This is a genomic window from Embleya sp. NPDC020886 (assembly GCF_044333915.1).
Classification (GTDB): domain Bacteria; phylum Actinomycetota; class Actinomycetes; order Streptomycetales; family Streptomycetaceae; genus Embleya.
In genome coordinates this window covers 1-24,817 of sequence record NZ_JBIRRX010000024.1, presented here as the reverse complement: position 1 = coordinate 24,817, position 24,817 = coordinate 1, and the positions used below count along the sequence as shown (strand labels likewise).

At 69.8% G+C, this 24,817-nt stretch carries 20 protein-coding genes and 4 pseudogenes; 17 read left to right on the top strand and 7 right to left on the bottom strand.

Going from position 1 to position 24,817, the window contains the following annotated elements; translation table 11 throughout:
• Positions 1–51 precede the first annotated feature (51 nt).
• Positions 52–657 carry a TetR/AcrR family transcriptional regulator gene (locus tag ACH4U8_RS43160; RefSeq protein WP_395783921.1) on the bottom strand — a complete coding sequence of 202 codons (606 nt, stop codon included), beginning with the start codon at positions 655–657 and terminating at the stop codon, positions 52–54.
• 65 nt (positions 658–722) lie between these two features.
• Here ACH4U8_RS43160 and ACH4U8_RS43155 point away from each other — a divergent pair.
• The 4 genes and pseudogenes from ACH4U8_RS43155 to ACH4U8_RS43140 all read left to right on the top strand — a co-directional run bounded on the left by ACH4U8_RS43155 (position 723) and on the right by ACH4U8_RS43140 (position 4,649).
• Positions 723–1,738: pseudogene (locus ACH4U8_RS43155) on the top strand (ATP-binding cassette domain-containing protein).
• A gap of 114 nt (positions 1,739–1,852) precedes the next feature.
• Positions 1,853–2,152, top strand: a pseudogene (locus ACH4U8_RS43150) (ABC transporter permease); the annotation flags it as partial.
• Positions 2,077–2,337 (top strand): annotated as a pseudogene (locus ACH4U8_RS43145) (hypothetical protein); the annotation flags it as partial. The pseudogenes ACH4U8_RS43150 and ACH4U8_RS43145, both read left to right, overlap by 76 nt.
• A 248-nt stretch (positions 2,338–2,585) precedes the next feature.
• Positions 2,586–4,649: a thioredoxin domain-containing protein gene (locus tag ACH4U8_RS43140; protein WP_360311891.1), complete on the top strand. Its 2,064-nt coding sequence runs from the start codon at positions 2,586–2,588 to the stop codon at positions 4,647–4,649.
• 67 nt (positions 4,650–4,716) lie between these two features.
• On the opposite strand, the gene ACH4U8_RS43135 is transcribed toward ACH4U8_RS43140, so the two are convergent.
• The 3 genes from ACH4U8_RS43135 to ACH4U8_RS43125 all read right to left on the bottom strand — a co-directional run bounded on the left by ACH4U8_RS43135 (position 4,717) and on the right by ACH4U8_RS43125 (position 7,755).
• On the bottom strand, positions 4,717–5,346 hold the full coding sequence (locus ACH4U8_RS43135; protein ID WP_360311893.1) for a TetR family transcriptional regulator: 630 nt from the start codon (positions 5,344–5,346) through the stop codon (positions 4,717–4,719).
• A complete protein-coding gene (locus ACH4U8_RS43130; protein WP_379988121.1) occupies positions 5,318–6,916 on the bottom strand; it encodes an MFS transporter in 1,599 nt (532 codons plus the stop codon). The genes ACH4U8_RS43135 and ACH4U8_RS43130 overlap by 29 nt, the downstream gene beginning before the upstream one ends.
• Positions 6,917–7,089: 173 nt before the next feature.
• Positions 7,090–7,755, bottom strand: a complete 666-nt coding sequence (locus ACH4U8_RS43125; RefSeq protein ID WP_360311897.1) for a hemolysin III family protein — start codon at positions 7,753–7,755, stop codon at positions 7,090–7,092.
• A gap of 245 nt (positions 7,756–8,000) precedes the next feature.
• On the opposite strand from ACH4U8_RS43125, the gene ACH4U8_RS43120 reads away from it, so the two are divergent.
• The 4 genes from ACH4U8_RS43120 (at position 8,001) to ACH4U8_RS43105 (ending at position 13,534) form a co-directional block, all read left to right on the top strand.
• Positions 8,001–9,803, top strand: a complete 1,803-nt coding sequence (locus ACH4U8_RS43120) for a phosphoenolpyruvate carboxykinase (GTP) (RefSeq protein WP_379988120.1) — start codon at positions 8,001–8,003, stop codon at positions 9,801–9,803.
• Positions 9,804–10,029: 226 nt separating this feature from the next.
• Positions 10,030–10,791: an isoprenyl transferase gene (locus ACH4U8_RS43115; protein ID WP_360311901.1), complete on the top strand. Its 762-nt coding sequence runs from the start codon at positions 10,030–10,032 to the stop codon at positions 10,789–10,791.
• Between the two features lie 292 nt (positions 10,792–11,083).
• Positions 11,084–12,400 carry a PhoH family protein gene (locus tag ACH4U8_RS43110; RefSeq protein ID WP_360311903.1) on the top strand — a complete coding sequence of 439 codons (1,317 nt, stop codon included), beginning with the start codon at positions 11,084–11,086 and terminating at the stop codon, positions 12,398–12,400.
• Positions 12,401–12,811: 411 nt separating this feature from the next.
• Entirely contained in the window at positions 12,812–13,534 is a 723-nt protein-coding gene (locus ACH4U8_RS43105; protein WP_379988119.1) for a transglycosylase SLT domain-containing protein, read from the top strand.
• Between the two features lie 100 nt (positions 13,535–13,634).
• Here ACH4U8_RS43105 and ACH4U8_RS43100 read toward each other — a convergent pair whose 3' ends face one another.
• Positions 13,635–14,795, bottom strand: coding sequence for a steroid 3-ketoacyl-CoA thiolase (locus ACH4U8_RS43100; protein WP_395783919.1), 1,161 nt, complete (start codon positions 14,793–14,795; stop codon positions 13,635–13,637).
• 340 nt (positions 14,796–15,135) lie between these two features.
• Between ACH4U8_RS43100 and ACH4U8_RS43095 the strand changes: the two genes are divergently transcribed.
• Positions 15,136–16,446: a TetR/AcrR family transcriptional regulator gene (locus ACH4U8_RS43095; protein ID WP_395783917.1), complete on the top strand. Its 1,311-nt coding sequence runs from the start codon at positions 15,136–15,138 to the stop codon at positions 16,444–16,446.
• 398 nt (positions 16,447–16,844) lie between these two features.
• Here the strand turns inward: ACH4U8_RS43095 and ACH4U8_RS43090 are convergent, their stop codons facing one another.
• Both ACH4U8_RS43090 and ACH4U8_RS43085 read right to left on the bottom strand, forming a co-directional pair.
• The gene (locus ACH4U8_RS43090; RefSeq protein WP_360311911.1) at positions 16,845–17,369 is read right to left on the bottom strand and encodes a carboxymuconolactone decarboxylase family protein; all 525 of its coding nucleotides are present in this window, start codon (positions 17,367–17,369) and stop codon (positions 16,845–16,847) included.
• Between the two features lie 3 nt (positions 17,370–17,372).
• Positions 17,373–17,924: a peroxiredoxin gene (locus ACH4U8_RS43085; RefSeq protein WP_078976832.1), complete on the bottom strand. Its 552-nt coding sequence runs from the start codon at positions 17,922–17,924 to the stop codon at positions 17,373–17,375.
• Between the two features lie 714 nt (positions 17,925–18,638).
• Between ACH4U8_RS43085 and ACH4U8_RS43080 the strand changes: the two genes are divergently transcribed.
• The 8 genes and pseudogenes from ACH4U8_RS43080 (at position 18,639) to ACH4U8_RS43045 (ending at position 24,351) form a co-directional block, all read left to right on the top strand.
• Positions 18,639–19,508: a hypothetical protein gene (locus ACH4U8_RS43080; protein WP_395783989.1), complete on the top strand. Its 870-nt coding sequence runs from the start codon at positions 18,639–18,641 to the stop codon at positions 19,506–19,508.
• A 525-nt stretch (positions 19,509–20,033) separates the two neighbouring features.
• Positions 20,034–20,465, top strand: coding sequence for a Scr1 family TA system antitoxin-like transcriptional regulator (locus ACH4U8_RS43075; protein ID WP_395783915.1), 432 nt, complete (start codon positions 20,034–20,036; stop codon positions 20,463–20,465).
• Positions 20,435–20,740 (top strand): DUF397 domain-containing protein, encoded by a 306-nt coding sequence (locus ACH4U8_RS43070; RefSeq protein WP_395783913.1) that lies wholly within the window; start codon positions 20,435–20,437, stop codon positions 20,738–20,740. Before ACH4U8_RS43075 ends, ACH4U8_RS43070 begins: the two co-directional genes overlap by 31 nt.
• A pseudogene (locus ACH4U8_RS43065) lies at positions 20,691–20,792 on the top strand (hypothetical protein); the annotation flags it as partial. The gene ACH4U8_RS43070 and the pseudogene ACH4U8_RS43065, both read left to right, overlap by 50 nt.
• 146 nt (positions 20,793–20,938) lie before the next feature.
• Positions 20,939–21,415: a hypothetical protein gene (locus ACH4U8_RS43060; RefSeq protein WP_395783911.1), complete on the top strand. Its 477-nt coding sequence runs from the start codon at positions 20,939–20,941 to the stop codon at positions 21,413–21,415.
• 362 nt (positions 21,416–21,777) lie between these two features.
• Positions 21,778–22,737 carry a helix-turn-helix domain-containing protein gene (locus ACH4U8_RS43055; protein WP_360311916.1) on the top strand — a complete coding sequence of 320 codons (960 nt, stop codon included), beginning with the start codon at positions 21,778–21,780 and terminating at the stop codon, positions 22,735–22,737.
• 323 nt (positions 22,738–23,060) lie between these two features.
• The gene (locus tag ACH4U8_RS43050) at positions 23,061–23,744 is read left to right on the top strand and encodes a hypothetical protein (RefSeq protein ID WP_360311918.1); all 684 of its coding nucleotides are present in this window, start codon (positions 23,061–23,063) and stop codon (positions 23,742–23,744) included.
• Between the two features lie 253 nt (positions 23,745–23,997).
• Positions 23,998–24,351: a VOC family protein gene (locus tag ACH4U8_RS43045; RefSeq protein WP_395783909.1), complete on the top strand. Its 354-nt coding sequence runs from the start codon at positions 23,998–24,000 to the stop codon at positions 24,349–24,351.
• Positions 24,352–24,817: the final 466 nt, after the last annotated feature.

Below are 24,817 nucleotides of genomic sequence, written 5' to 3'. Positions count from 1 at the left end.
ACCGACGGACGACGGCTCGGCCGGACCGCGGGCTTCGGCTGTGAGGTACGCCTAGCGACGTGTCCCGTCGCCGCAGAGGCGGAGGGCGCTCTCCAGGCACAGGGTTGCCGCCTCGTCGGTGGTGACCCGGCCGGCTGCCAGTTGTGCCGCGGCGGTGTGCTGGAGGGCGATGACGGCGTCGGCGAGCCACCCGGCGGGGAGGGCGGCGTCGAAGTCGCCGGTGTGTCGGCCGCGTTGGATGAGCCGTTCGAGCCGGCGGGGGACGACCTCGGAGAGAGCGTTGCGGTTGGGCTGCGGAGCGCCGGGCGCGGTGGGGTTGAGCAGGAGCGGGTGGCGGCGCAGGAACTGCCATCCGGCGTCCAGGAACCGGGCCAGCGCGTCGGCGGGCGGGGCGCTGTCGAGCCCCGCGGCATCGAGCGCGGCGAGGTATTCGGCCGCCGCGGCCTCGACGAGGGCGACGACCAGGGCGTCCCGTGACGCGAAGTGCGCGTAGACGGTCTGGCGGGTGACGCCGGCCGTGGCGGCGACCTCCTCCATGCTCGCGTCGGGGCGTTCGCCGAGCACGACGCGGGCCGCGTCGAGGATGGCGTCGATGCTGCGCCGGGCATCGGATCGGCGGCGCCGCGGTGCTGCGGCGGCTTCGGGCGGGTCGATCATTCCGAGAATCGTAGGCCCCGACTCACAACCTTGACTCTTTGTAAGAGATAACCAATTCTTACAGCATGTCAAAATTAAGCTGGGATGAAGATCGTCCGGCGATCGAGGTGCGCGGCCTGGTGAAGACCTACGGGGAGCAACGGGCGCTGGACGGCCTCGATTTGACGGTTCGGCGCGGTCAGGTGTTCGGCTTCCTCGGACCCAACGGGCGGGCAAGACCACCACGATCCGGATCCTGGCCACGTTGACCCGGCCCTTCGGCGGCACCGCCCGGGTCCTCGGTCACGACGTGAGGACCCGGGCGAACGCGATTCGGGCCCGAGTGGCGGTGACCGGCCAGTTCGCCTCCCTCGACGAGGACCTGACCGGATACGAGAACCTGCTGATCCTCGGCCGACTGCACGGCCTGTCCCGGTCCGCCTGCCGCCGGCGCGCCGACGACCTGCTCGCCGCGTTCGACCTGACCGGTGCGGCCGGCCGCCCGGTCGGCGGCTACTCGGGCGGCATGCGCCGTCGGCTCGACATCGGCGCCGGCCTGATCGTGACTCCCGACCTGCTGTTCCTGGACGAGCCGACCACCGGCCTCGACCCGCGCAGCCGCAACCAGGTGTGGGAGCTGGTCCGTCGGGTCGCCGCGGCCGGCACCACGGTGCTGCTCACCACCCAGTACCTGGAGGAGGCCGACCGGCTCGCCGAGCGGATCGCGGTCGTCGACCACGGCCGGGTCGTGGCCGAAGGCACCAGCACCGAGCTCAAGTCCCGGGTCGGATCGGGCACCCTGCAACTCCGGCTCCTGGACGGCGAACAGCGTCCACAGGCGCTGCGGATCCTGGCCGACGTCCTGGACGGCACGGTCCGCCCCACCGCCGACCCGCTCGCCCTGACCATGCCGCTCTCCACCCGGCCCGACCCGACCGACACCGGCCGGCTGGTCGGGCACGCGATGACCCGGCTCGCCGAGGCCGGGGTGGGCGTCGCCGAATTCTCCCTGGGTCGGCCAAGCCTCGACGAGGCGTTCCTCGCCCTGACCGGCCACCGGGCCGATTCCGGCGCCATCGACCAGGAGGAGCCGAACGGATGAGTACTCCCGCCCTCTCCACCGCGGCGCAGGCCGATCGACGCGCTGCTCGCCGCCGGACGCGGACCCGGCCGGGCCGGGGCACTCGTCGCCTCGGCCACCTTCGGCAGGCGCGCCGTGCTCAAGCTCCGGCACGACCCCAAACAACTCGTGGACTCGGCCGCCATCCCGATCCTGTTCACCGTGCTGTTCACCTACCTGTTCGGCGGCGCGATCAGCGGCTCGACCGACGACTACCTGGAGACCCTGTTGCCCGGGGTGCTCGGCGTGAGCATCGCCGTCGTCACCATGTACGGCGGTGGCCGGCTCGCCCAGGACGTGCGCAGCGGCGCCTTCGACCGATTCCGCCAACTGCCGGTCTGGCGCGGCGCCTTCGTGCTCGGCGGCCTGCTCGGCGACGTCGCCCGCTACCTGTTCGCCTCGGCCGTCTCGCCGCGGTCGTCCTGGTCGTCGCCTTCGGGCTCTCGCTGTCCCTGCTGTGGGCCGGGGTCGCGCCGGCCGTCCGCGACCCCGCCGTCGTCCTGGGCATCGCCAACGCCGTGCTGATGCCGCTGTCCTTCGCCGGCAACGTCTTCGTCCGGCCGAGCACCATGCCCGGCCGGCTGCAAGCCTTCGTCGAGATCGACCCGCTCAGCCACGTCGCGAGCGCGGCCCGCGCCCTGATGGGCGGCACCGGCGGCACCGGCGAGATCCTCTGGTCCCTCGCCGCAACCGCCACCCTCACCCTCATCTGCGGCCCGATCACCCTCCACCTCTACGGCAGACGGGACCGACGACGAATCCGGCCCGACCGCGCCGACGCGCCGGGGGTTGCCGGCTCCGGCCGGGGTCGGCACGCGAGGATGGCGGTATGCCGAATCGTCTTGCGGGATCCACGTCGCCCTACCTGCTCCAACACGTCGACAACCCCGTCGACTGGTGGCCGTGGGGTGAGGAGGCGTTCGCGGAGGCCCGTCGTCGTGATGTCCCGATCCTGCTCAGCGTCGGGTACAGCGCGTGCCACTGGTGTCACGTGATGGCCCACGAGTCCTTCGAGGACGAGGCCACCGCCGAGATCGTCAACGCGAACTTCGTCGCGATCAAGGTCGACCGCGAGGAACGGCCGGATGTGGACGCGATCTACATGGAGGCCACGGTCGCGATGAACCACGGCCAGGGCGGCTGGCCGATGACCGTGTTCGCCACGCCCGACGGGGAGCCGTTCTTCTGCGGCACCTATTTCCCGAGCGAGGCGCGCCGGGGGATGCCCTCGTTCCGGCAGATCATGTACAAGATCACCGAAGCCTGGGTCGACCGCAACGACGAGGTGCGCCGCACCGGCCTCCAGGTCGCCACCTCCCTGGCCGCCCCGCGCGACCTGCACACGGGCGGCGAGGCGCCGACCGCCGAGGATCTGGACCGGGCGCTGACCCTGCTCGCACGCGACTACGACGGTGCGCGCGGCGGCTTCGGCGGCGCGCCCAAGTTCCCGCCGTCGATGGTGTTGGAGTTCCTGCTGCGGCACCACGCCCGGACCGAGTCCGAGGCGGCGCTGGAGATGGCCCAGGAGACCTGCGAGGCGATGGCCCGGGGCGGCATCTACGACCAACTCGGCGGCGGCTTCGCGCGGTACTCGGTGGACGAGGCGTGGGTGGTGCCGCACTTCGAGAAGATGCTCTACGACAACGCCCAGTTGATCCGGGTATACACCCACCTGTGGCGGGCCACCGGGAGCGAGTTCGCCCGGCGGATCGCGCTGGAGACGGCCGACTTCGTGGTCGGCGAACTGCGGACCCCCGAGGGCGCGTTCGCCTCCGCGCTGGACGCGGACAGCCCGGACCCGGACGGGAAGTCGGTCGAGGGCGCGTTCTACGCCTGGACCCCGGCGCAACTGGTCGAGGTGCTGGGCGAGGCGGACGGCGCGTGGGCGGCCGAGGTGTTCGCGGTGACCGAGGAGGGCACCTTCGAGCACGGCATGTCCGTCCTGCAACTGCTCGACGACCCCGAGGACGTCGAGCGACTGACCGACGTACGGGCGAGGTTGCTGGCCGCCCGCGCGGAGCGGGCCCGGCCGAGCCGGGACGACAAGGTGGTGGCCGCGTGGAACGGGCTGGCCATCGCCGCGCTGGCCGAGGCCGGCACCCTGTTCTCCCGCCCCGACCTGCTCGACGCCGCGCTCGCGGCGGCCGACCTGCTGCTCGCGGTGCATCTGGGCGGCGACGAGGACGACGAGCTGGGCGACCGGCTGGTACGCACCTCGCGCGACGGCCGGCCGGGGCCGAACGCGGGTGTCCTGGAGGACTACGCGGACGTGGCCGAGGGTTTCCTCGCGCTGTACGCGGTGACCTCGGACGACGCGTGGCTGACCTTCGCCGGCGTGCTCGTGGACGTGGTGCTGGGCCACTTCGTGGACGAGGACGGGGCGCTGTACGACACCGCCGACGACGCCGAGGAACTCTTCCGCCGACCGCAGGACCCCACCGACGGCGTCACCCCGTCGGGCTGGACCGGCGCGGCCGGCGCGCTGCTGGGCTACGCGGCGCACCTGGGCTCGGAGGACCACCGCGAGGCCGCCGGCCGAGCGCTGGGCCTGGTCAAGGTGTTGGCCGCGCAGGCCCCGCGCATGGTCGGCTGGGGCCTGGCCGTCGCCGAGGCGTGGCTGGACGGGCCGCGCGAGATCGCCGTGGTCGGCCCGCGCGACGACGACGCGACCTGGGCGCTCTACCTGACCGCGCTGATGTCCACCGCCCCCGGCGCGGTGGTCGCGATGGGCGACCCGGCCGAGGAGTCGCCGATGCCGCTGCTGCGCGACCGGCCGCTGGTGGGCGGCCGACCGGCGGCGTACGTATGTCGGCACTTCACCTGCGACGCGCCGGTGACCGATCCGGAGCAACTGGCCGAACAGGTGCTGTCCAAGGCGGTGGCCCGGGCCTGAGACCGGCGCCCGCGCCGCCGCGGCCCCGGCGCCCACGGGCCGGGGCCGCACCGAACGACCACCGACATCACGGGTTGTGCCGCAGCCCCGTCTCCAACAGGGCGAGGGCCCGGTCGACCATGGCGACCAGGTCCCCGGTGCAGCCGGCGCGTGCCCACGCCATGATCGCCTCGGCCATCGCCGCGTTGATCGAGGCGGCGGCGACGCGCAGTTCCAGGTCGTACGGGGAGCGCCCGGAGCGGGCGGCGTACGCCTCCGCGATCAGCGTCCAGGACGACATCTGCTGCTCGTAGGTGCGCCGCCGCAGCGCCGGCACGTTGAGCACCAGCGTCATCCGGGTGGCCATTTCCGCACCGTCCACCCGGATGATCTCGCGCAGGACGTCCAGCACCCTGGTGCGCACCACCCGGAGCATGCTCATGTCGTCGGGTGCCGTCCGCAGGATCTCGATCAGGAGGGGGTCGTACTCGTCGGTGAGTACGACGTCCTCCTTGCTCGGGAAATAGCGGAAGAAGGTACTGGGCGAGATCTCCGCGGCCTCGGCGATCTGGTCGACGGTGGTCGCGTCGTAGCCGTGCTCGCGGAAGAGTCGATACGCCTCCCGGCGAATCGCCTGCCGGGTCTTGATCTTCTTGCGCTCGCGCAACCCCGCGGGCGAGCCGGGCAGGTCAGGGATGGAGGACTCCTTCGCGGTCATGCGTCGATTCTCCCGGTTCACCGACACCCGGCGCGGACCCCGGTGCGGCGACGGTGCGCCGGGGCAGGAAGATCGCCACCGCGACGGTGAACACCAGCGAGGCGATGCCACAGATCAGCAGGCTCAGATTCATGCCGTGTACGAACGCCTCGCGGGCCGAGTCGAGCAGCGTCGGGTCCGCGCCGTGGTCGGACACCTTGACCGCGCCGCCGATCGAATCGCGTGCGGCGTCGGCGACCGGGCCGGGGCGACCGGCGGTGTCGATCCGGTCCAGGTAGGCGGAGGCCAGCACACTGCCCAGGATGGCCACCCCGAGCGCGCCCGCCACCTGGCGCAGGGTCTGCACCAGGGCCGATCCCATCCCGGTGCGCTCCGGCGCCAGGTTGGCCATCACCGCGTCCATCGAGGGCACCAGCGACGTGCCCAGACCCAGCCCGGTCACCACGAGCCAGAAGGCGGTCCGCCCGTACCCGTCGTCCGCCGAGCCGGTCGCGCCCAACAGCAGCCCGCAACCGAGCACGAACAGGCCGCTGGGGATGACCACCTTGTAGCCGAACCGCGCCGCGAGCCGGGTGCTGGTCAGCGAGGCCACGAACAGCCCGCCCAGCAGCGGCAGCAGCCGCAGTCCGGTGCCGAACGCGTTGTGGCCGTCCACGCCCTGGAAGCGCTGCGGGACCAGGAACAACACGCCGGAGATCGCGAAGGACGGCACCAGGGCGGCGATGGTGGCCCACAGGAAGTTGCGGTCGCGGAAGAGCCCCAGGTCGATCATCGGCTGCCGGGCCCGGGTCTCGCGCACCACCACGCTCGCGATCAGCAGCGCCGCCGCGCCGAACAGCGCGAGCACGCGGGTGTCGGCCCAGCCCCACTCGGGCGCCTCGATCAGCGCGAAGATCAGCGTGGTCAGCGCGGCGACCACCAGCGCGGTGACCGTGAGGTCCACCTTCGGTGCCTCGGGGGAGCGCGAGACCGGCAGCAGGAAGACGCTGACGAGCAGGGCCAGCCCGACCATCGGGATGTTGATCAGGAACACCGAGCCCCACCAGAAGTGCTCCAGCAGCAGGCCGCCCAGGATCGGGCCCAGCGGGATGCCCAGGGCCGTGCTCGCGGCCCAGACCGAGATCGCCTTGCCGCGCTCGGCGGCCGGGAAGAGCGCGGGCAGGATGGACAACGACAGCGGCATGATGAACGCCCCGCCGATGCCCATCAGGGCGCGCGCCGCGATCACCCCTTCGACCGAGCCGACCAGCGCGCCGACCACCGAGCCGACGCCGAAGATCGCCAGCCCCACGAGCAGGAAGCGACGCCGGCCGTAGCGGTCGCCGATCAGTCCGGCCGGGAGCATCAGCGCCGCGAACACCACGATGTACGAGTCGGCGATCCACTGCAGGTCGCCCGTGCTCGCGCCCAGTTGCTCGCTCAGCGTCGGCATCGCCACGTTGATGATCGTGGTGTCCAGGCCGACCACCAAGAGCCCGACCACCAACGCGCCCAACGCCCACCACCGCCTGGGGTCGGGCGGAGCGTCGGCTTCGGCCGGGCGATCCGACCCCTGCTGCGTCGCATTCATGACAGTCCCCATCTATTGATTGCTTCTGCCTTCTGACAGTAGCTTTCAAAATCGAGTGACGGTCGATTTTCTCGGCAAAGAGCAGCCCAAGCTCGGGGGAAAACCCGGAAAAGCTCGAAGGCCCGCAACTCCGAACGGAGCGGCGGGCCTTCGAGGCGACGAGCGGGAGGGGATCAGTCCAGCGCGACCAGCGCGACGGCGACGAAGTGGCTCGCGAAGGCGAGCAGTGTGAAGGCGTGGAAGACCTCGTGGAAGCCGAACCACTGCGGCGAGGGGTTGGGTCGCTTGATCCCGTAGACCACCGCGCCGAGGCTGTAGAGCACGCCGCCGACGATCACCAGGACCACCACCGCGACGCCGCCCTCGCGCATGAACTCGGGCAGGTAGAACACCGCCGCCCAGCCCAGCGCGACGTAGATCGGGGTGTAGAGCCAGCGTGGCGCACCGATCCAGAACACCCGGAAACCGATCCCGGCGAGTGCCCCGATCCACACCACCCACAGTAGGATTTGGTCGCTTTTGCCCAGCAATAGAATGGTCAACGGGGTGTAGGTGCCCGCGATGATCAGGAAGATGTTGGCGTGATCCAGCCGGCGCAGAACGGCCTCGCCGCGTGGCCCCCAGTTGCCTCGGTGGTAGACCCCGGAGGTGCCGAAGAGCATCGCCGCGGTCAGTGCGAACACGCCGCAGGCGACGCGGGATTTGGCGTCCCCGGCCAGGGCGACCAGAACTATGCCCGCGGCGACCGCGAGGGGAAAAGTCCCCGCGTGGATCCAGCCGCGCAGCTTGGGTTTGATGGGCGTCAAGGGCGCCGGGAAGGCGTGCGCGTCCACACTCATGTCGCCGAGTGTACTTACGCCCACGTAGGTTACTGGTAAGTACAAAGTGAGACGCATCACGGGAGATCTTGTCCCGGAGGGGCGCGAAAGCGCACGTCTTTGGGGTTTTCGGTCCGGTACGGGGCACAACTTCCAGGTGGGGCCCTGTCCCGGGCGGTTCTGCGCCCGGCCGACCGGATAAAATCCCCGCAACCCTCAACCCCGACGCCGGGGACTCGCCGTCCCAGGCGCGAAATGGAGCGATCGTGGCCAACGAGGTCCCGACGAAACACAGGCAGCTACTCGACTGGGTGAGTGAGATCGCCCGGCTGACTCAGCCCGACCGGATCGAATGGTGTGACGGTTCGGACGAGGAGTACCAGCGCCTCGCCGACCTCCTCGTCGAGAAGGGCACCTTCCGCAAGCTCGACGAGAACAAGCGCCCCAACAGCTACTACGCGACCTCCGACCCTCGGGATGTCGCGCGCGTCGAGGACCGGACCTACATCTGCTCCGAGAAGGAGGAGGACGCGGGTCCGACCAACAACTGGATAGCCCCGGCCGAGATGCGCACGAAGCTCGGCGGTCTGTTCGCCGGCTCGATGCGTGGCCGCACGATGTATGTGGTGCCGTTCTGCATGGGGCCGATCGGCTCGTCGCTGGCCGCCTACGGGGTGGAGATCACCGACTCCGCCTACGTCGCGGTCTCGATGCGCACGATGACCCGGATGGGCCAGGCGGTGCTCGACTTCCTGGGCACCGACGGCGAGTTCGTCAAGGCCGTGCACACCGTCGGGGCCCCGCTCGGCGAGGGCGAGGCGGACGTGCCGTGGCCGTGCAACAGCGAGAAGTACATCACGCACTTCCCCGAGGACCGGGAGATCTGGTCCTACGGTTCGGGCTACGGCGGCAACGCCCTGCTCGGCAAGAAGTGCTACGCGCTCCGGATCGCGTCGGTCATGGCGCGGGACGAGGGCTGGATGGCCGAGCACATGTTGATCCTCAAGCTCACGCCTCCCTCGGGCGCCGAGCCGAAGTTCATCGCCGCCGCCTTCCCCTCCGCGTGTGGCAAGACCAACCTCGCGATGCTCCAGCCGACCATTCCGGGCTGGACGGTGGAGACCGTCGGTGACGACATCGCGTGGATGCGGTTCGGCGAGGACGGCCGGCTGTACGCGATCAACCCCGAGGCGGGCTTCTTCGGTGTCGCGCCGGGCACCGGCGAGCACACCAACGCCAACGCGATGAAGACCATGTGGGGCAACTCGGTCTTCACCAACGTCGCGCTCACCGACGACAACGACGTCTGGTGGGAGGGCATGACCGAGGACGCCCCCGCGCACCTGGTCGACTGGAAGGGCAACGACTGGACTCCCGAGTCGGAGACCCCCGCAGCCCACCCCAACGCGCGGTTCACCGTCCCGGCCGCCCAGTGCCCGACGATCGCGCCCGAGTGGGAGGACCCGAAGGGTGTGCCGATCTCGGCCATCCTCTTCGGCGGTCGGCGCGCCAGCGCGGTGCCGCTGGTGACCGAGTCCTTCGACTGGCAGCACGGTGTCTTCCTCGGCGCGAACGTCGCCTCGGAGAAGACCGCCGCGGCCGAGGGCACGGTCGGCGAGCTGCGTCGCGACCCGTTCGCCATGTTGCCTTTCTGCGGTTACAACATGGGCGACTACATGGCGCACTGGCTGGACATCGGCCAGGCCACCTCGGCGGACAAGCTGCCGAAGATCTACTACGTGAACTGGTTCCGCAAGGACGCCGACGGCAAGTTCGTCTGGCCGGGCTTCGGCGAGAACAGCCGGGTGCTCAAGTGGATCGTCGAGCGCCTGGAAGGACTCGCCGACGGCGTCGAGTCCCCGATCGGCGTACTGCCCACGCGTGAATCCCTGGACCTCAAGGGCCTGGACCTCACCGACACGGAGCTGGACCTGCTCCTGACCGTGGACCGCGAGATCTGGAAGCAGGAGGCCGCACTGGTCCCCGAGCACCTGGAGAAGTTCGGCTCGCACACCCCGCAGGGCCTGTGGGACGAGTACAACAAGCTGGTCTCGCGACTCGACGGCTGAAGCTGACTCGACGTCAAAATACCGGTACGCTCCGGGCCCGGCGGGATCTCTCCCGCCGGGCCCTCGGCGTTCGGAAAGCCACCCTCGGATGAGCGCGCGACACGCCGTCCGCGAGCCGACCTTCACCGCATCTTCACGCCCGCCCTCCGCCGCGTGACGTCGAGCGGGTGTCGGACGGGAGTAGGGTTTTCGGCGCGGGTGATCACGGACGGAGGAGCAGGTGGACATGGGCCTGCGGGACCTCGCATACGGCGCATACGGCAAGCGCATCGAGGCGTCGCTCGACCGTACGGTGATACCGCGTCACGTCGGCGTCATCCTGGACGGCAATCGCCGCTGGGCCAAGGCGTACGGCGAACAGGTGGCCGAGGGGCACCGCAAGGGTGCCGACAAGATCCACGAGCTGCTCACCTGGTGTGAAGAGGTCGGTGTCGAGGTGGTCACGTTGTGGCTGCTGTCCACCGACAACCTCAATCGGCCGCCGGAGGAACTGGCCGATCTGATGGTGATCATCGAGAACGCGGTCACCGATCTGGCCGCCGCGCGCCGCTGGCGGGTACACCCGGTCGGCGCACTGGACCTGCTGCCCGAACACACGCGCGAGGTGCTCAAGCGCTCCGAGACCGAGACCGCCGACCTGACCGGAGTGTTCGTCAACGTCGCGGTCGGCTACGGCGGTCGGCACGAGATCGCCGACGCGGTCCGCTCGCTGCTCGTGGAGCACGCCGGCAAGGGCACCTCGATCGAGGAACTGGCCGAGGTGCTGGACGTCGAGCACATCGCCGAGCACCTCTACACCCGCGGCCAGCCCGATCCGGACCTGGTCATCCGAACATCGGGTGAACAGCGGTTGTCCGGTTTCCTGTTGTGGCAGAGCGCGCATTCGGAGTTCTACTTCTGCGAGGCGTTCTGGCCGGACTTCCGCAAGGTGGACTTCCTGCGGGCGTTGCGCGACTACTCGGCCCGGCATCGCCGCTACGGCGCCTGACGCCCGGTCACCGCCGCCGTTCACGACCGGGTTTCCATCGGCATGTGATCATCCGGTTTGTGTTGGCGGTGCCCTGGACGGGAATAACCCCGTCGGGCCGGCGCACATCCTTGTGGGCCGGTGCGATATGTGGGTGACACCCCGTCACCTGCCCGGGAGGCCCTTCCGTGCTCTACATGCTCCACAGTTCACGGCGACAGGAGGGCCGGGCACCCGGCCTTCGGGCCGGGGCCCGGACTCCGAGCGATCAGGGCGCACGGTGCGCGTGCCCTGAGAGGGGGCGAGGCACTCCGTGGCCACGATCCAACGCCGTGCTCCGCAGCACCGGACGTATGTCCTCGACACCAGCGTGCTCCTTGCCGATCCGTCGGCGCTCTTGAAGTTCGACGAGCACGAGGTCGTTCTGCCCGTCGTCGTGATCACCGAGTTGGAGGCCAAACGGCACCACCCGGAGTTGGGCTACTTCGCCCGGCACGCGCTGCGGATGTTGGACGAGCTTCGTACGCAGTACGGGCGCCTGGACGCCCCGGTGCCGATCGGGGATTCCGGCGGCACCCTGCGGGTGGAGCTCAATCACATCGACGCGACCGTGCTCCCGCCCGGATTCCGGCTGGGCGACAACGACTCGCGCATCCTGGCGGTGGCCAGGCACCTGATGGCCGAGGGCCACGATGTGACGCTGGTGTCCAAGGACGTGCCGATGCGCGTCAAGGCGTCCGCGGTGGGACTGAACGCGGAGGAGTACCGCGCCGAACTGGTGAACACCTCGGGCTGGACCGGAATGGCCGAACTCACGGTCGATTCCGCCGACATCGACGCCCTGTTCGAACACGATCGCACGCACATCGAGCAGGCCGTCGACCTGCCCTGCCACACCGGACTGGTGCTGGTCTCCGAGCGCGGCAAGGCGCTCGGCCGGGTCACCGCGGACAAGCGGGTGCGCCTGGTGCGCGGCGATCGGGACGTGTTCGGTCTGCACGGGCGCAGTGCCGAGCAGCGGATAGCGCTGGATCTGCTGCTCGACCCGGAGATCGGCATCGTGTCGATGGGCGGCCGGGCCGGTACCGGCAAGTCGGCGCTGGCGATGTGCGCGGGCCTGGAGGCGGTGCTGGAGCGCAACCAGCACCGCAAGGTGATGGTCTTCCGTCCTTTGTACGCGGTCGGTGGTCAGGAACTCGGCTACCTGCCCGGCACCGAGAACGAGAAGATGAGCCCCTGGGCCCAGGCGGTCTTCGACACGCTGTCGGCGGTCACCACATCCGACGTGATCGAGGAGGTCGTCGCCCGCGGGATGTTGGAGGTGCTGCCGCTCACCCACATCCGCGGCCGGTCGTTGCACGACGCGTTCGTGATCGTGGACGAGGCGCAGTCCCTGGAGCGCAATGTGCTGCTGACCGTGCTGTCGCGGATCGGCAGCAATTCGCGGGTGGTGCTCACCCACGACGTCGCGCAGCGGGACAACCTGCGGGTCGGTCGGCACGACGGGGTGGTCGCGGTGGTGGAAAAGCTCAAGGGACACCCGCTGTTCGCGCACGTGACCCTGACCCGGTCCGAGCGCTCGCCGATCGCGGCCCTGGTGACCGAGATGTTGGAGGACCTGCCCGGCTGACGGATGCCTGGTGAGGGCCCCGGAGGGAGTTGTTCGGCCGGCCCCGTCGGCGACGTCTCGACTGCTTCGAGACGTCGACGGCGGGGCCTTGCCGTGTCCGCATATTCCGGGTGGAAACGGTCTGCAGCGGAAAGGGAAAAGCCTTTGGCCTTCCCGGAGTTGTGATGTTCGCCACGTCTTCGAAAATTGCTTCCGAATGTTTGGCTGAGGCAGGCTGCTGGACTTGTAAGACCCTCGCGTACAGCGCTGCCCGACGACTCGACACATGACCTGCTGTACGCCGCCCGCCACACGCGCCGGACCGATCGTTCGGCGCGAGGGCCGAAATGCTCCCTCCGGGAGCGTGGGCAGACCGGGGGTTGGACTCGTACGCCGCTCGACCGCGGTGCGCGCCTGTCGGAAGGAACGTGTGTGAGCCGGATCTCGGTTCGGGGGATAGCCGTGGCATCCGCCACCGCTGTCACGGCCGTTGGCGCCGTGGTCGGATTCAGTGGCACGGGAGTTTCCGCGTCCGCCGACGCCCAGACGGTAGACGAAGCAAGCACCACGAAGCTTCTCGAGGTTCCTGCCGCCCCTGCGGCGCAGCAACTGAGCACCGGGATCACCCACCAGGCCGACGCGCAGACCGCAGCCTACGACGAGGCGCAGCGCGTACAGGCCGAAGAGGCCGCCCGGGTCAAGGCCGAGCGCGACGCCGCCGAAAAGGCCGCAGCGGAGAAGGCCGCGGCCGACAAGGCGGCGGCGGACAAGGCCGCGGCCGACAAGGAGGCCGCGGACCGCAAGGCGGCCCAGGAGCGTGCCGCCCGCTCGGACAACCGCGGCGCGGTGGAGAAGGTGTCGGCGTCCGCCGCCGACGCCCAGGCGATCGCCAAGTCGATGATGAGTTCGAGCGCGTACACGTGCTTCAGCAACATCGTCACGAAGGAAAGCGGCTGGCGGGTCGACGCGACGAACAAGTCGTCCGGCGCGTACGGCCTGATGCAGGCGCTGCCGGCGAGCAAGTACGCCACGGCCGGCGCCGACTGGCGGACCAACCCCGAGACGCAGATCAAGTGGGGCTTGAGCTACATGAACGAGCGCTACGGCAGCCCGTGCCAGGCGTGGACGTTCTGGCAGAGCCACCACTGGTACTGAGTGGGCCGCGAGTCGCACGACTCGCCCATGAACGCGGGTCGAGCCCCGCACGCCGGACGGCGTGCGGGGCTCGATCGTGTGCGGTGCCGGTAGGTGGGCGTCAGATCCGCTCGATGATCGTGCCGGACGCGTTGGCGCCGCCCGCGCACATCGTCACCAGGGCGAACTGCTTGTCGGTGCGCTCCAGTTCGTAGAGCGCGGTGGTCAGCAGTCGGCCGCCGGTGGAGCCGACCGGGTGGCCCAGCGCGATCGCGCCGCCGTTGACGTTGACCTTGTCCAGGTCGGCCTTTTGCACCTGGGCCCAGGAGAGCACGACGGACGCGAACGCCTCGTTGACCTCGAACAGGTCGATGTCGGACATCGTCATCCCGGAGCGGGCGAACAGCCGCTCGGTCGCGTCGTTCGGACCGTCCAGGTGGTAGTGCGGGTCGGCGCCGACCATCGCCTGCGCGATGATCCGAGCGCGCGGACGCAGGCCGAGCGCGCGTGCCTTGTCCTCGTCCATGATCAGCAGCGCCGCGGCGCCGTCGGAGATCTGCGACGAGTTGCCGGCGGTGTGGATGCCGTCGGGCAGCACCGGCTTGAGGCGGGTCAGGCTCTCGATCGTGGTGTCGCGCAGACCCTGGTCGCGGTCGACCAGCACGGTCTCGCCGGTGGGCTTGCCCTCGGCGTCCAGTACGGGTGCCTCGACCGGGACCACCTGCGAGGTGAACCGGCCCTCGTCCCACGCGCGCTTGGCGTTGGCCTGTGAGCGCACGCCCAGGGCGTCGACGTCGGCGCGGGTGATGCCGCGGTTGCGGGCGATCCGCTCGGCGGCGGTGAACTGGTCGGGCAGGTCGATCGCCCAGTCCTCCGGCTTGGACTTCTGGCCGGGCTTGGCGGTGTGCCCGAGCGGGTTGCGGCTCATCGACTCGATGCCGCATGCAACTCCCGCATCGATGGCGCCGGTCGCGATCAATCCGGCGATCAGGTGCACCGACTGCTGGGCGGATCCGCACTGGCAGTCGATCGTGGTGCCACCGGTGCGGTGCGGCAGGCCGGCGTACAGCCAGGCGTGCTTGACGATGTCGCCGGACTGCTCGCCGGCCTGGGTGACACAGCCGCCGATCACCTGGTCGACCAGTTCGGGGTCGATCCCGGCCCGCTCGATCAGCCCGCGCTGGACGGCCGACAACAACTGCACCGGGTGCAGGCCGGCGAGCCGACCGTTGCGCTTGCCGATGGGGGTGCGCACGGCTTCGACGATGACGGGGTTGCCCATGGGGTCGCTCCTAGCGAGTCCTGCGTGGCCGGTCTTCGGGGCCGGTCCACGGATGGCGACGCATTGATCCAGCCTGATCTCACCCTGCCCCAAGTGTATGACTAAGTCAAGGATATGATGGCGCGGGGTCGGGTGCCTCGTTTTCGGTCCCAGGTGGTATCCGGAGGGCTCGAAGGCTCGTTGCGACTGTCGTCGTGCCCGCATCCGATGCGCTTTGTACTCGTTCGCACTGCGACTCGGGTGTGCGGTCGGGTGGTGCGGGTGGGGCTCGTGGGGCTAGTAGGGACTACCGGAACGTGATATTCCGCATGGGATTCCCAGGCGTACTACGCTTGGCGTCGTGTTGAGCGATCGAGCGGGTGCGGAGCGTCACATCAAGCCGCGAGCGGATCGACGCGCGGAGATCATCAGACACGCCTGTGCGCTGTTCGCCAAGCGGGGCTACGGCGCCACGACCGTCCGGCAGATCGCCGAGTCCGCCGACATGCTCTCGGGCAGCCTGTACCACCACTTCCCGTCCAAGGAAGCGATGTTGCTCGAAGTACTCGACAGCTTCTTCGCCGAAATCATGAGCCGGCAGCGGGCCACCGTCGAGCGTGGCGAGGAGCCGATCGCCACGCTGCGCGGCCTGTTGCGGGACAGCCTCGAAGTGATCGGCAACAGTCCCGACGCGGCGATCGTGGTGGTCGGCGAGTCGCGCCGACTCTCCCGCAGCGAGGGCTTCGTCTGGCTGTCCGACCGCACCGCCGAGGCATCCACCCTGTGGGGGCGGGTGTTGCGCCGGGGCGTCGAGAACGGCAGTCTGCGCCGGGACCTGCACCCCGTGTTGTTGTCGCTGATGTTGCAATCGGCAGTGTGGGGGATGGCCCAGTGGTATCGGCCGAGCGGCCGCTACGACCCGGACGCGGCCGCGGGGCGTCTGGTGGACGTGTTCGTGCGCGGCATCGTGCGGCCCGGGCGGCACCCCTCGCAGCGCATCTGCAACCTGCTCGGGCCGGCGCGCTACGCGGTGCCCACGCTGCGTCGGGTCGGCCCGATCGAGGACGCCCGGATCGAGGCCGAACGGCGGATGGCCCGGGTGCCGCCGCAGGCCGACGCGCGCACCCGGATCCGGATCGCCTCCAACCTGCTCTTCGAGCAGGACGGATACGCGAGCACCACGGTGCGTCGGATCGCCGACCTGGCCGGTGTGCCGGTCGGCAGCCTCGCGCATCACATCGGCTCCAAGGAGCAGTTGCTCGCCGAGCTGCTCGGCGAGTTCCTCGGCGATCTGCGTACCGCGTTCGACAAGGACGCCGCCGCGCAACCGGCGCCGGTGGAGCGGCTGGGCGGTCTGATCGGGCGGACCGTGGAGGCGCATGCCTATCACGGGGTCTCCACCGTGCTGGCGATAAACGAGGTGCGCGGCGACGAACTCCCGGCCGGCCGGCTGACCTCGCAGCGGGCCAAGGTCGCCGACACCTGGACCGGGGCGCTGGTGGCCGGGATCCGGTCCGGCGACTTCCACCCCGATCTGGATCCGGCGTTCACCCAGCGGGTGTTGCGCACGGCGATCTCGACCGGGAGCCGGATATATCGCGGGATGGGTGTGCGGGACGCGGTGGGGTTGTATCAGGAGGTCGCGCTGGTCGGGATGGGGGCGGCGCGGTGAGCCGGCGGCGTGAGGAGTCGGCGTTCGGTGGGTGGTCGGGGGTCGGGTCCGGGGCTGGGTCGGGCTCCGGGGCCGGGGCGGGGTCCGGGCCGGAGTCTGTGCCGGGGCCGATTCGGCTGCGGCGGGTGACGCGGTTGCAGGGGTTGACGCGGTTGTGGTGGGCGACGTGTGCGTTGTGGGTGACGCGCTCGCGGTGGGCGATTCGGTCGCGTCCGGCGGGGCGGTCGCGGGCTCGGCGGTGAGGGGGGCGGGTTCGGGGAGTTCGGGGGTTGGGAACTTGGGGAAACGCGTGAGAGCCCGCCCCTGGAATTCACCGGGTGGGGCGGGCTCTCACGGGTGCTACCGATGTTGCGGTATAGCGGGTGTCTCGGGTGTTCGCCGGGGCGATCAGGGCGTGCTCAGCCCTGGTCGGTCTCCAGCGTCACGCCGACCGCGTGGATTACGGCGGCGATCTTGATCGCCTCCTGGATCGTCTCGCGCGGCACGCCCTCCTTGCGCAGGACCTGCTCGTGCGACTCCAGGCACCGGCCGCAGCCGTTGATCGCCGAGACGGCCAGCGACCACAGCTCGAAGTCGGCCTTCGGGGCACCCGGGTTGGCCATCACGTTCATCCGCAGACCGGCCCGGAGGTTGCTGTACTCCGGGTCGCCGATGAGGTGCATCGAGCGGTAGTAGATGTTGTTCATCGCCATGATCGCGGCAGCGGCCTTGGCAGCGGTGAACGCCTCGTCGGACAGTCGGCTCTTGGCCTCCGGTTCGAGTTCGGCGAGCACCTTGGGGCTACGCGTGGCGATCGCGCAGGCGAGCACCGTGCCCCAGAGCGTCTGCTCGGCGAGCTTCGAGTTGCCCACGACCGAGCCCAGGTTGAGCTTGAGGTCCTTGGCGTACTCGGGCAGTGCGGCCTTCAGGACGTCGAGACCCATGGATCAGGCGTCCATCAGCTTGGCGGCGTCGAGGGTCTCGCCGCCCTTCTGCCAGTTGCACGGGCACAGCTCGTCGGTCTGCAGCGCGTCCAGGACCCGCAGCACCTCGTCGGGGTTGCGGCCCACCGAGCCGGCGGTGACCATGACGAACTGGATCTCGTTGTTCGGGTCGATGATGAAGACCGCGCGGTCCGCGACACCGTCGGCGTTGAGCACACCGGCGGCCGAGGACAGCTCGCGCTTGAGGTCGGAGAGCATCGGGAACGGCAGGTCGGTCAGGTCCGGGTGGTCCTTGCGCCAGGCCAGGTGCACGAACTCGGAGTCCACGGATACGCCGAGGAGCTGCGCGTCACGGTCCTGGAAGTCCTCGTTGAGACGGCCGAACGCGGCGATCTCGGTCGGACACACGAAGGTGAAGTCCTTCGGCCAGAAGAAGACGACGCGCCACTTGCCGTCGTAGGACTTGTTGGTGATCTGCTCGAAAGCCTTGTCCGCTTCCAGCGACACAACGCCGGTGAGGTCGTACTCGGGGAACTGGTTACCGACAGTAAGCACTGAATCTCCTCCGCGAAGGGCCGGGAAGGCAGGTTCACCATCCCGGTCGGACGTACGTTGATGACGATGTCACAGGAGAATTGATAGATGAAATAAGCAATGGCTCAACCATTGATCGTGATCGCCTATCAGTGGGCGGGGGCGGGAAGTGCCCAGCTCAGCGCCACGCCCGCCGGTTCGATCGCGGGACGGGGCGCGAACGGCAGGCGGACGAGGAGCTTACGCGCCGTTTCGTCGAACACCGAATCGGGACATTGGGATGATCTTGCGATCGGGGCGGCTCGGGGGTGGCCGGGGCGGTTGGCGGGGGAGTGGTGGGGTCGGGTGGGGGAGAGGGGCGGTCACGGGTCGTGACCGTGGTCATGGTCATGGTCGGTGTCGGCGTTGAGTTCGGCCCCGGCGGACTCCGGTGGCGCGGCGCGGCCGTTCCCACGCCGAAGCGTCGTGGTAAGTCCCCGCCGTTGAAGGGGTGTTGCGGGGTGATTGCGCTCGCCGATGCCGGAACCCGGCAAGCGTGGAGAGGGTGGGCGGATGTGTGCCGAGGAGCGGGTGAAACACCGGCGAAGGACACCGCTTTCGCGGCCGACCATGCGGCCGTTCCGGCACTTGGAACCCGACGACCAGGCGGAGTACGAGTTCCTGTGCACGTGGCGGGACAGCCTGGCCAGGCAGGTCGGCAGCCCGCTGTCGGAGAGTGTTGACAAGATCATCGCCATGATTGGCGTACGTACCACCCCGCCGCGGCCGGTCGACATCGCCGCGGTCTTCCCCGCGCTGGCTCCGCTGGCCCGCCCGGCGGTCCGGTTGCACCCGCGTCCCGGGTCTCCCACGGTGCACGACAGCTCGATCGGCGGACCCCTGCTGTGGCCCGCACAGGAACCCTGGCGGTACTGCCGCATCGAGCATGACGGCCTCCACCCCCTGGTGCCCGTGGCCCAGTTGTATGCGCGGGACATACCCCTGTTGCGGCCGCCCGGGCGGACCGACCTGCTGCAGGTTCTGTGGTGCCCTTCGGAGCACGCGCCGGACTCGAGCATTCCGATCGAGTTGTCCTGGCGGACCGCCGCGGATGTCACCGCCGTGTTGGCCGCGCCGCCCGAGCCGTTCGACGCGGACGAGGACCTCTACGTGCCCGAGCCGTGCGTGCTCGCGCCGGAGCAGGTCACCGAGTACCCCGATTTCCTGGAACTCCCCGAGGAATCGAAGCAGCAGATCACGGACCCCGCGCCCTGGCGGGCGGCGGGCATCGTGGTCGACGACGCCTACCCGCAGGAGTTCTATGACAACGCGCTGTCCCACGCCCCCGGTTGGAAGATCGGCGGCTGGGCCCCCTGGGGACTCACCGACCCCATGCCGCGGTTCTGTGTGGCCTGCGGTACGGCAATGACGCCGCTGCTGACCATCGCTTCGTCCGAATGGCACCCCAACAGCACGAGTTGGATCCCGTACGAGGACAGGGTGTCCGGCGTGTCCGAGGACAGTTGGTGCAATCCGCCCGAGATCACCGTGCTGGACGCCAATCACCTCCAGTTGTACGCCTGCCCGGCGAGCGGAGGCCACCCGCACGTCGACCTGGTCCAGTGAGGGACCGCGGGAGGCCCGGAACCGGGTGGCGGAGGTCCGCCCTCCGCACCAACGGCGCCCGTACCGGGTGACGAAGGGATCCGGCCGTCCCTCGGCCGGATCCGACGGGGCCAACTTTCACAACAGGCCCTGGAGCCTGTCCGACCGAGCGATCACGGTTGTGGTCCGCGAAGCCACAGGACCGGCGAGGCGAGGACGACGCCCGTCCTGTAGCGGGCGGTGACCTCGGCGTGGCGTGTCGTATGCCTGTGACCCACCACAATGCGCTGCTGTCCGTGGAGGGACGCCGACGGCTCGCGTCGAACCTGCGGAGCGGCCGGCGGGAGTCCCCGGTGGGCCCGGCCCGAGGCGGGGTGCATCGGAGGCCGGGGAGGGGACCCGGCCGCGTCCGGATCCGGGGTGTGCACGAAGTCCCGGTAGCGGCAGGGGAGTCGGCGGTGCGGTCAGTCGCTTGATGCCGGGCCCGCCCGCGCCCGTGCCTCCGGGGCCCCTCGGGCTCCGCTTCCGGGTCGAGGGAGGCGGGCCGTGTCGTCGTTGCCGACGTCCGACGCCCTCGTCGAACTCAGGGTCCGGCGTCAGAAGATCCTCGACGAAGAAGACGTCGAGACCGTGGCGACCATCAGCGCCGGACTGCTCTACGCGGACACCGGTGGCCCGGCGGTGCTGCGTGAGCAACTGCGGCATGTCGTGGCGGTCATGGAACGGCCGAACGTCGAGGTTCGAGTGACCCCTTTCAGTGCCCAGCGGGCGATTCTCACCGGGGGCATCGTCCTGCTCGACTTTCCGGCGGGGATCGATCCGAGTGTTGTCTATGCCGAGTACGAAGCCGGCATGGACACGAGGGATTCCGAGATCGACGTGCGTCGGTTCCGTCGCCTTTTGAATCACTTGCACGACAGCGCACTGTCTCCCGAGGACACCAAAAAGTGCATCGCTACAAGGTTGGAAGATTTGTGAAACCTGAGCAGATACCCGCGACTTGGCGCACGTCTTCGTACTCCGGAAGCTCCGCAAGCAGTGAGTGCGTCGAGGTGGCACCGTTGGTGGATACGGCTACTGTGCTGACCGACGAATGGGCGCCGATCCTGCGAGCCGCGCCTCGGCACCTTTTGCGCACGCAACGTCGCGACCATCGAGGTGGACCCGGACGTTGCCCACGCGGCCCGAAAGCGGCTCGCATCGGCAGGCTTCGAGCCGCGGTGCATCGTGGGCGATGGTCGGGCGGGGCATGACGACCTCGCCCCGTTCGATCGGGTGATCGCCACCGCGTCGATCGGCCACGTTTCACCGGCCTGGATCGCGCAGACACGACCCGGCGGGGTCATCGTGACGCCATGGGGTCCGTTCTACGGCGGCGAAGGAATCGCCCGCCTCGTAGTCGGCCGAGCTCGGCAGCGGGCCACTTCGTCTCGTCCTCGGCGTTCATGCGCATGCGCCAGGAACGCAAAGTCGAGCCGCCGCGGTCGCGCTACCTGGCCAACCCGTGGCCCGCCGCCGCAGAACGTGCCTCGACCACGCTGTCGCCCGACGATGTCGGCGACTGGATCGCGATGTTCGCCATCGGCGTGCAAGTCCGCGACATCTTCCTGGACATCACCGACGGTGGAACCAGCGGCGACGAGCCCTACCGCTTCTGGCTCTTCGACACGGACGTCACGAGCTGGGCGACCACCGACTACATCCCCGGCGCCGACACCTTCGAAGTCGCCCAATCCGGCCCACGCCGTTTGTGGACCGAACTCGAAACCGCCTGGCGCTGGTGGCACGACCAGGGCCGCCCCGACTTCCACCGCTTCGGCCTCACCGCCCACCCGGACGGCACCGAACAGGTATGGCTGGACGACCCGGACAACCCCGTCCCGACCAGCCGGAGCCGCGGTGCTGCCGGGTCCGTTCAGCCGATGTAGCGGAAGGCAAAGGAGATCGTGATGCTCCCGGTCCCCCGCACCGGGAGATCGGGCCGACCCGCGACTTTGACGCCGACTGCGTCGCGAAGTACGGGTGTTGCGTTCCGGGCGCGCGCCCGCCGTCCGGCCGGGAGCAGCCCGGGGGTGCGTGCGGCGCATGGCTTCGCGAGGACACCTCACGGTTTGCTTCCGGCGCATCGGCGTCACGGTGTCGTCGCGGCCGGCCCGTTCCGAGTGTATGTCGGGGCGCGGGTGTGGTTCACAACACTCTTCCGGGCGTGCGGTTGGTTCGGGATGATCGCGGGATGTTCGTCGGTGGGGGAGCGTTACAACAGGGGCCTGGTCCGACGGGGCTGTCGGTGATGAGTACCGACGCGATTCCGGAACCGGAACGGTTCGGCTGGTGGGCCGAGTTGGTCGGCCGTCACGTCATGGCGGTGTCCATCGACAGCGCTTACACGGCGCGGTTCCGCGGCGACGCCCAGGCCGTGGAGACGCCGGACGGCCAGGTGGCCGCCTTCGGTTTCTCGCCGATGACGGCCCGCCGTTCCGCCGTGCAGATCCGCCGGTACGACCCCGAGTGCTACTACCTGGTGCTGGTGCGCGGCGGCCCGATCCGGTTGACGCAGGAACGCCGTACCGCGTGCCTGGAGGCAGGCGGGATGACACTGTTCTCCACTTCTCATCCGCTGGACGTCGACTTCGTCGACGTCGGTCGCCGGTCCCGGCTGACGCTGATCCGCCTACCGCGCGCGTCGCGCCCGCCAGCCGGCAGGAGCGCCGACCGGTTGCTTGGCGAACCCCTCTCGACTCGCGCCGGGCCGGGCCGCCTCCTCGCCTCCTATCTCGCACAACTTCCCGAAGCCGCGCACGGTAGCGCCCCCGGCGACCTGGCCCGTATGGCGGCCATCGGCGTCGACCTCGCGGCGACCGTCGTTGCCTCCGGCCTCGACACCCACGACGCCCTGCCTCACGCCACCCGCAGGGCTGCACTGCTGGCACGCGTCCACGCGTTCATCGACCGCCACCTGGCCGATTCCGAACTGGGGCCGGCCGCGATTGCCGCGCACCACCACATCTCCGTACGGAGCCTGCACGAACTCTTCCGCGACGAACCGGAATCGGTGGCCGCATCGATCCGGCGGCGCCGTCTGGAACGTTGCCACGCCAACCTGGCCGACCCGGCGCTGCGGCACCGCACGATCGGCGAGACCGCCGCCCGCTGGGGGCTGCGTCCCGGCGACTTCAGCCGCGCGTTCCGCAGCGTCTACGGGGTCCTGCCGCACGAAGTCCGGCCGCATACGCGAGGCCCGGGCCGATAGCCCCGCCCCGGTCGCCCGGCAGGCGAACCGAGCGGGCCGGTCACGATCGTCGGACCCGCCGGTGGTGTGCGCGCAATGCGGACGAACGCTGCGCCGAACGCGGATGACCAAGGTGTTCCGGCCGGGAGAGGGTGGACAGGCGCCATGAGAAAGGGGGCGCGGGGCACGGGAATCGGGCGGCAACCGAGGATTCCGTGCGGTGATCAGCCGGCTCAGGGACGGGGGATTGCCCGGGCGTGCCGAGCATGTCCGGGCAATCCCCCACCGGTATTGCCCGAGCGTGCTTCCGCCCCAGCCGTACCGGCAATGACGGAGGAGTACACATGAAGCGTCGCAGGATTGCCCGCTGTGCGGGAGTCACGGCCGCCGCAGCCGGCCTGGCTTTCGGATTCACCGGCCAAGCCACGGCCGCCTCACAGTTCGCATTGACCTACACGAACTCCAACATGTGCGTCGGCGGTGAATCGATAACCAACGCCGACGCGTTCTCTTCGGGATATACGTACGGCTACAAGCGAAACAGCAACGGCACCTGCACGCTCGTGAACAGGCCCACGGGCGTATTGTCGGTCGAGAAGCACTTACTTGCCTACGATGCGCCCGGTAACGTCTGGTTCACCTGCGCCACGGAAGGCCCGGCCCGAAACGGCGGCTCCGCCTTCCGTGTCGGGATCGAAAGCCACTACCGCTGCGGTGGGAACCTCTGGCACGCCACGTTCACGGCCGCCTACGGATGGGACGGCTCCGCTTGGCGCGGCGCCTGGGTCGGCTCGAACAACGAGTGGGTCCCCGCGTTGAACCTCTCCACCGCCCCCAGCAGCCCCCCGGCAGCGCCGAAGACCAACGCGGCCGACGCCATCAAGCGCGGCGAGGTACGCCTGGGCAGCCCCGGCGGCCCCAAGACCACCGCCGCCCAACTCCAAAAGCCCCCCACCGTGCGCGGCGACGCTCCCGTCGAAAACCCTCCTTCCGGCGGCACCTACACGGTCCGGACCCTCACCCGCTAGGCCCCGTCCCGACGGCCTCCGCGCCGGAACACCCCGTGGGTCCGCAGCACCGGCGCTGCGGACCCACGGCGGGTGACGGCGGGGAGGCGGCGGAAGCCGGCCTGTGTCCGGGTGCCGGGCCGAGTCGCCGGAGGGTGCGAACGCGCGGGCGGCGCCCGGCTTCCGTGGCGCGGGGTCCGCAGTCCCGGGCGAGCCGTTCCGGCAGTCTGCGTGTCCGGGTCCCGGCCGGGCTGCCGCCTGGCAAAATCACGGCATGGAACGCGTGCTCGGAATCGGTGGATACTTCATTCGCGCTTCGACCCCGGCTGCGTTGGGCGCCTGGTACCGGGATTTCCTCGGCCTGGATGCGGACGAGCACGGCGTATGGCACCAGGAAGCGGGACTCACGGTCTTTGCGCCCTTCGAGGCCGACACCGACTACTTCGCTTCCCGCTCCCAACAGACCATGCTCAACTTCCGCGTCCGTGACCTGGACGCCATGCTTGCGCAGCTCCGCGCCAAGGGCGCCGACGTAGCCGACGAGACCCAGGACATGGAAGGCGTCGGCCGCTTCGGCTGGGTAACCGACCCCGAGGGCAACCGCATCGAACTCTGGCAGCCGGCGTAACGGGCGGACCACGCACGCCGATCGGCCTTGGTCACGCTTCTTGGATCGGAGGAGATGGCGCCGCCGTGCGTGCCGTGGATCATGGCGGTGGGCGTGGTGACTGCGCTTCGCCGACTGCGTGGGCTCGGTTGGGGTGCTGGGGCTGGGGCTGGGGCTGAGTGGTGGCGCTGAGTGGTGGGGCGTTTCGCGGCTTGCGGGTGGGTGTTGGTGGGGTTGGGCGCGGGTGGCTTTGTGCTAAACGGTCGGCGTGGATTGGCGGAGATCGGCCCGGTCCCACGGTCACCGGCGGCCGGGAGCCCTGGGCTCCCCGGCGAGACGCGCGCGTTGCCTGCGGGGAAAGGCGCTGGCAACGGCGGAGCGGGAGGGGGGCCCTGAGGTGCCCCGCGTTTTCCGGACGCCTTGTTCGCTGTCCTTTTATGCGGCGAGTCCGAGCTCGTGGTGGTTTTGCAGGGCTTCGAGTGGTGTG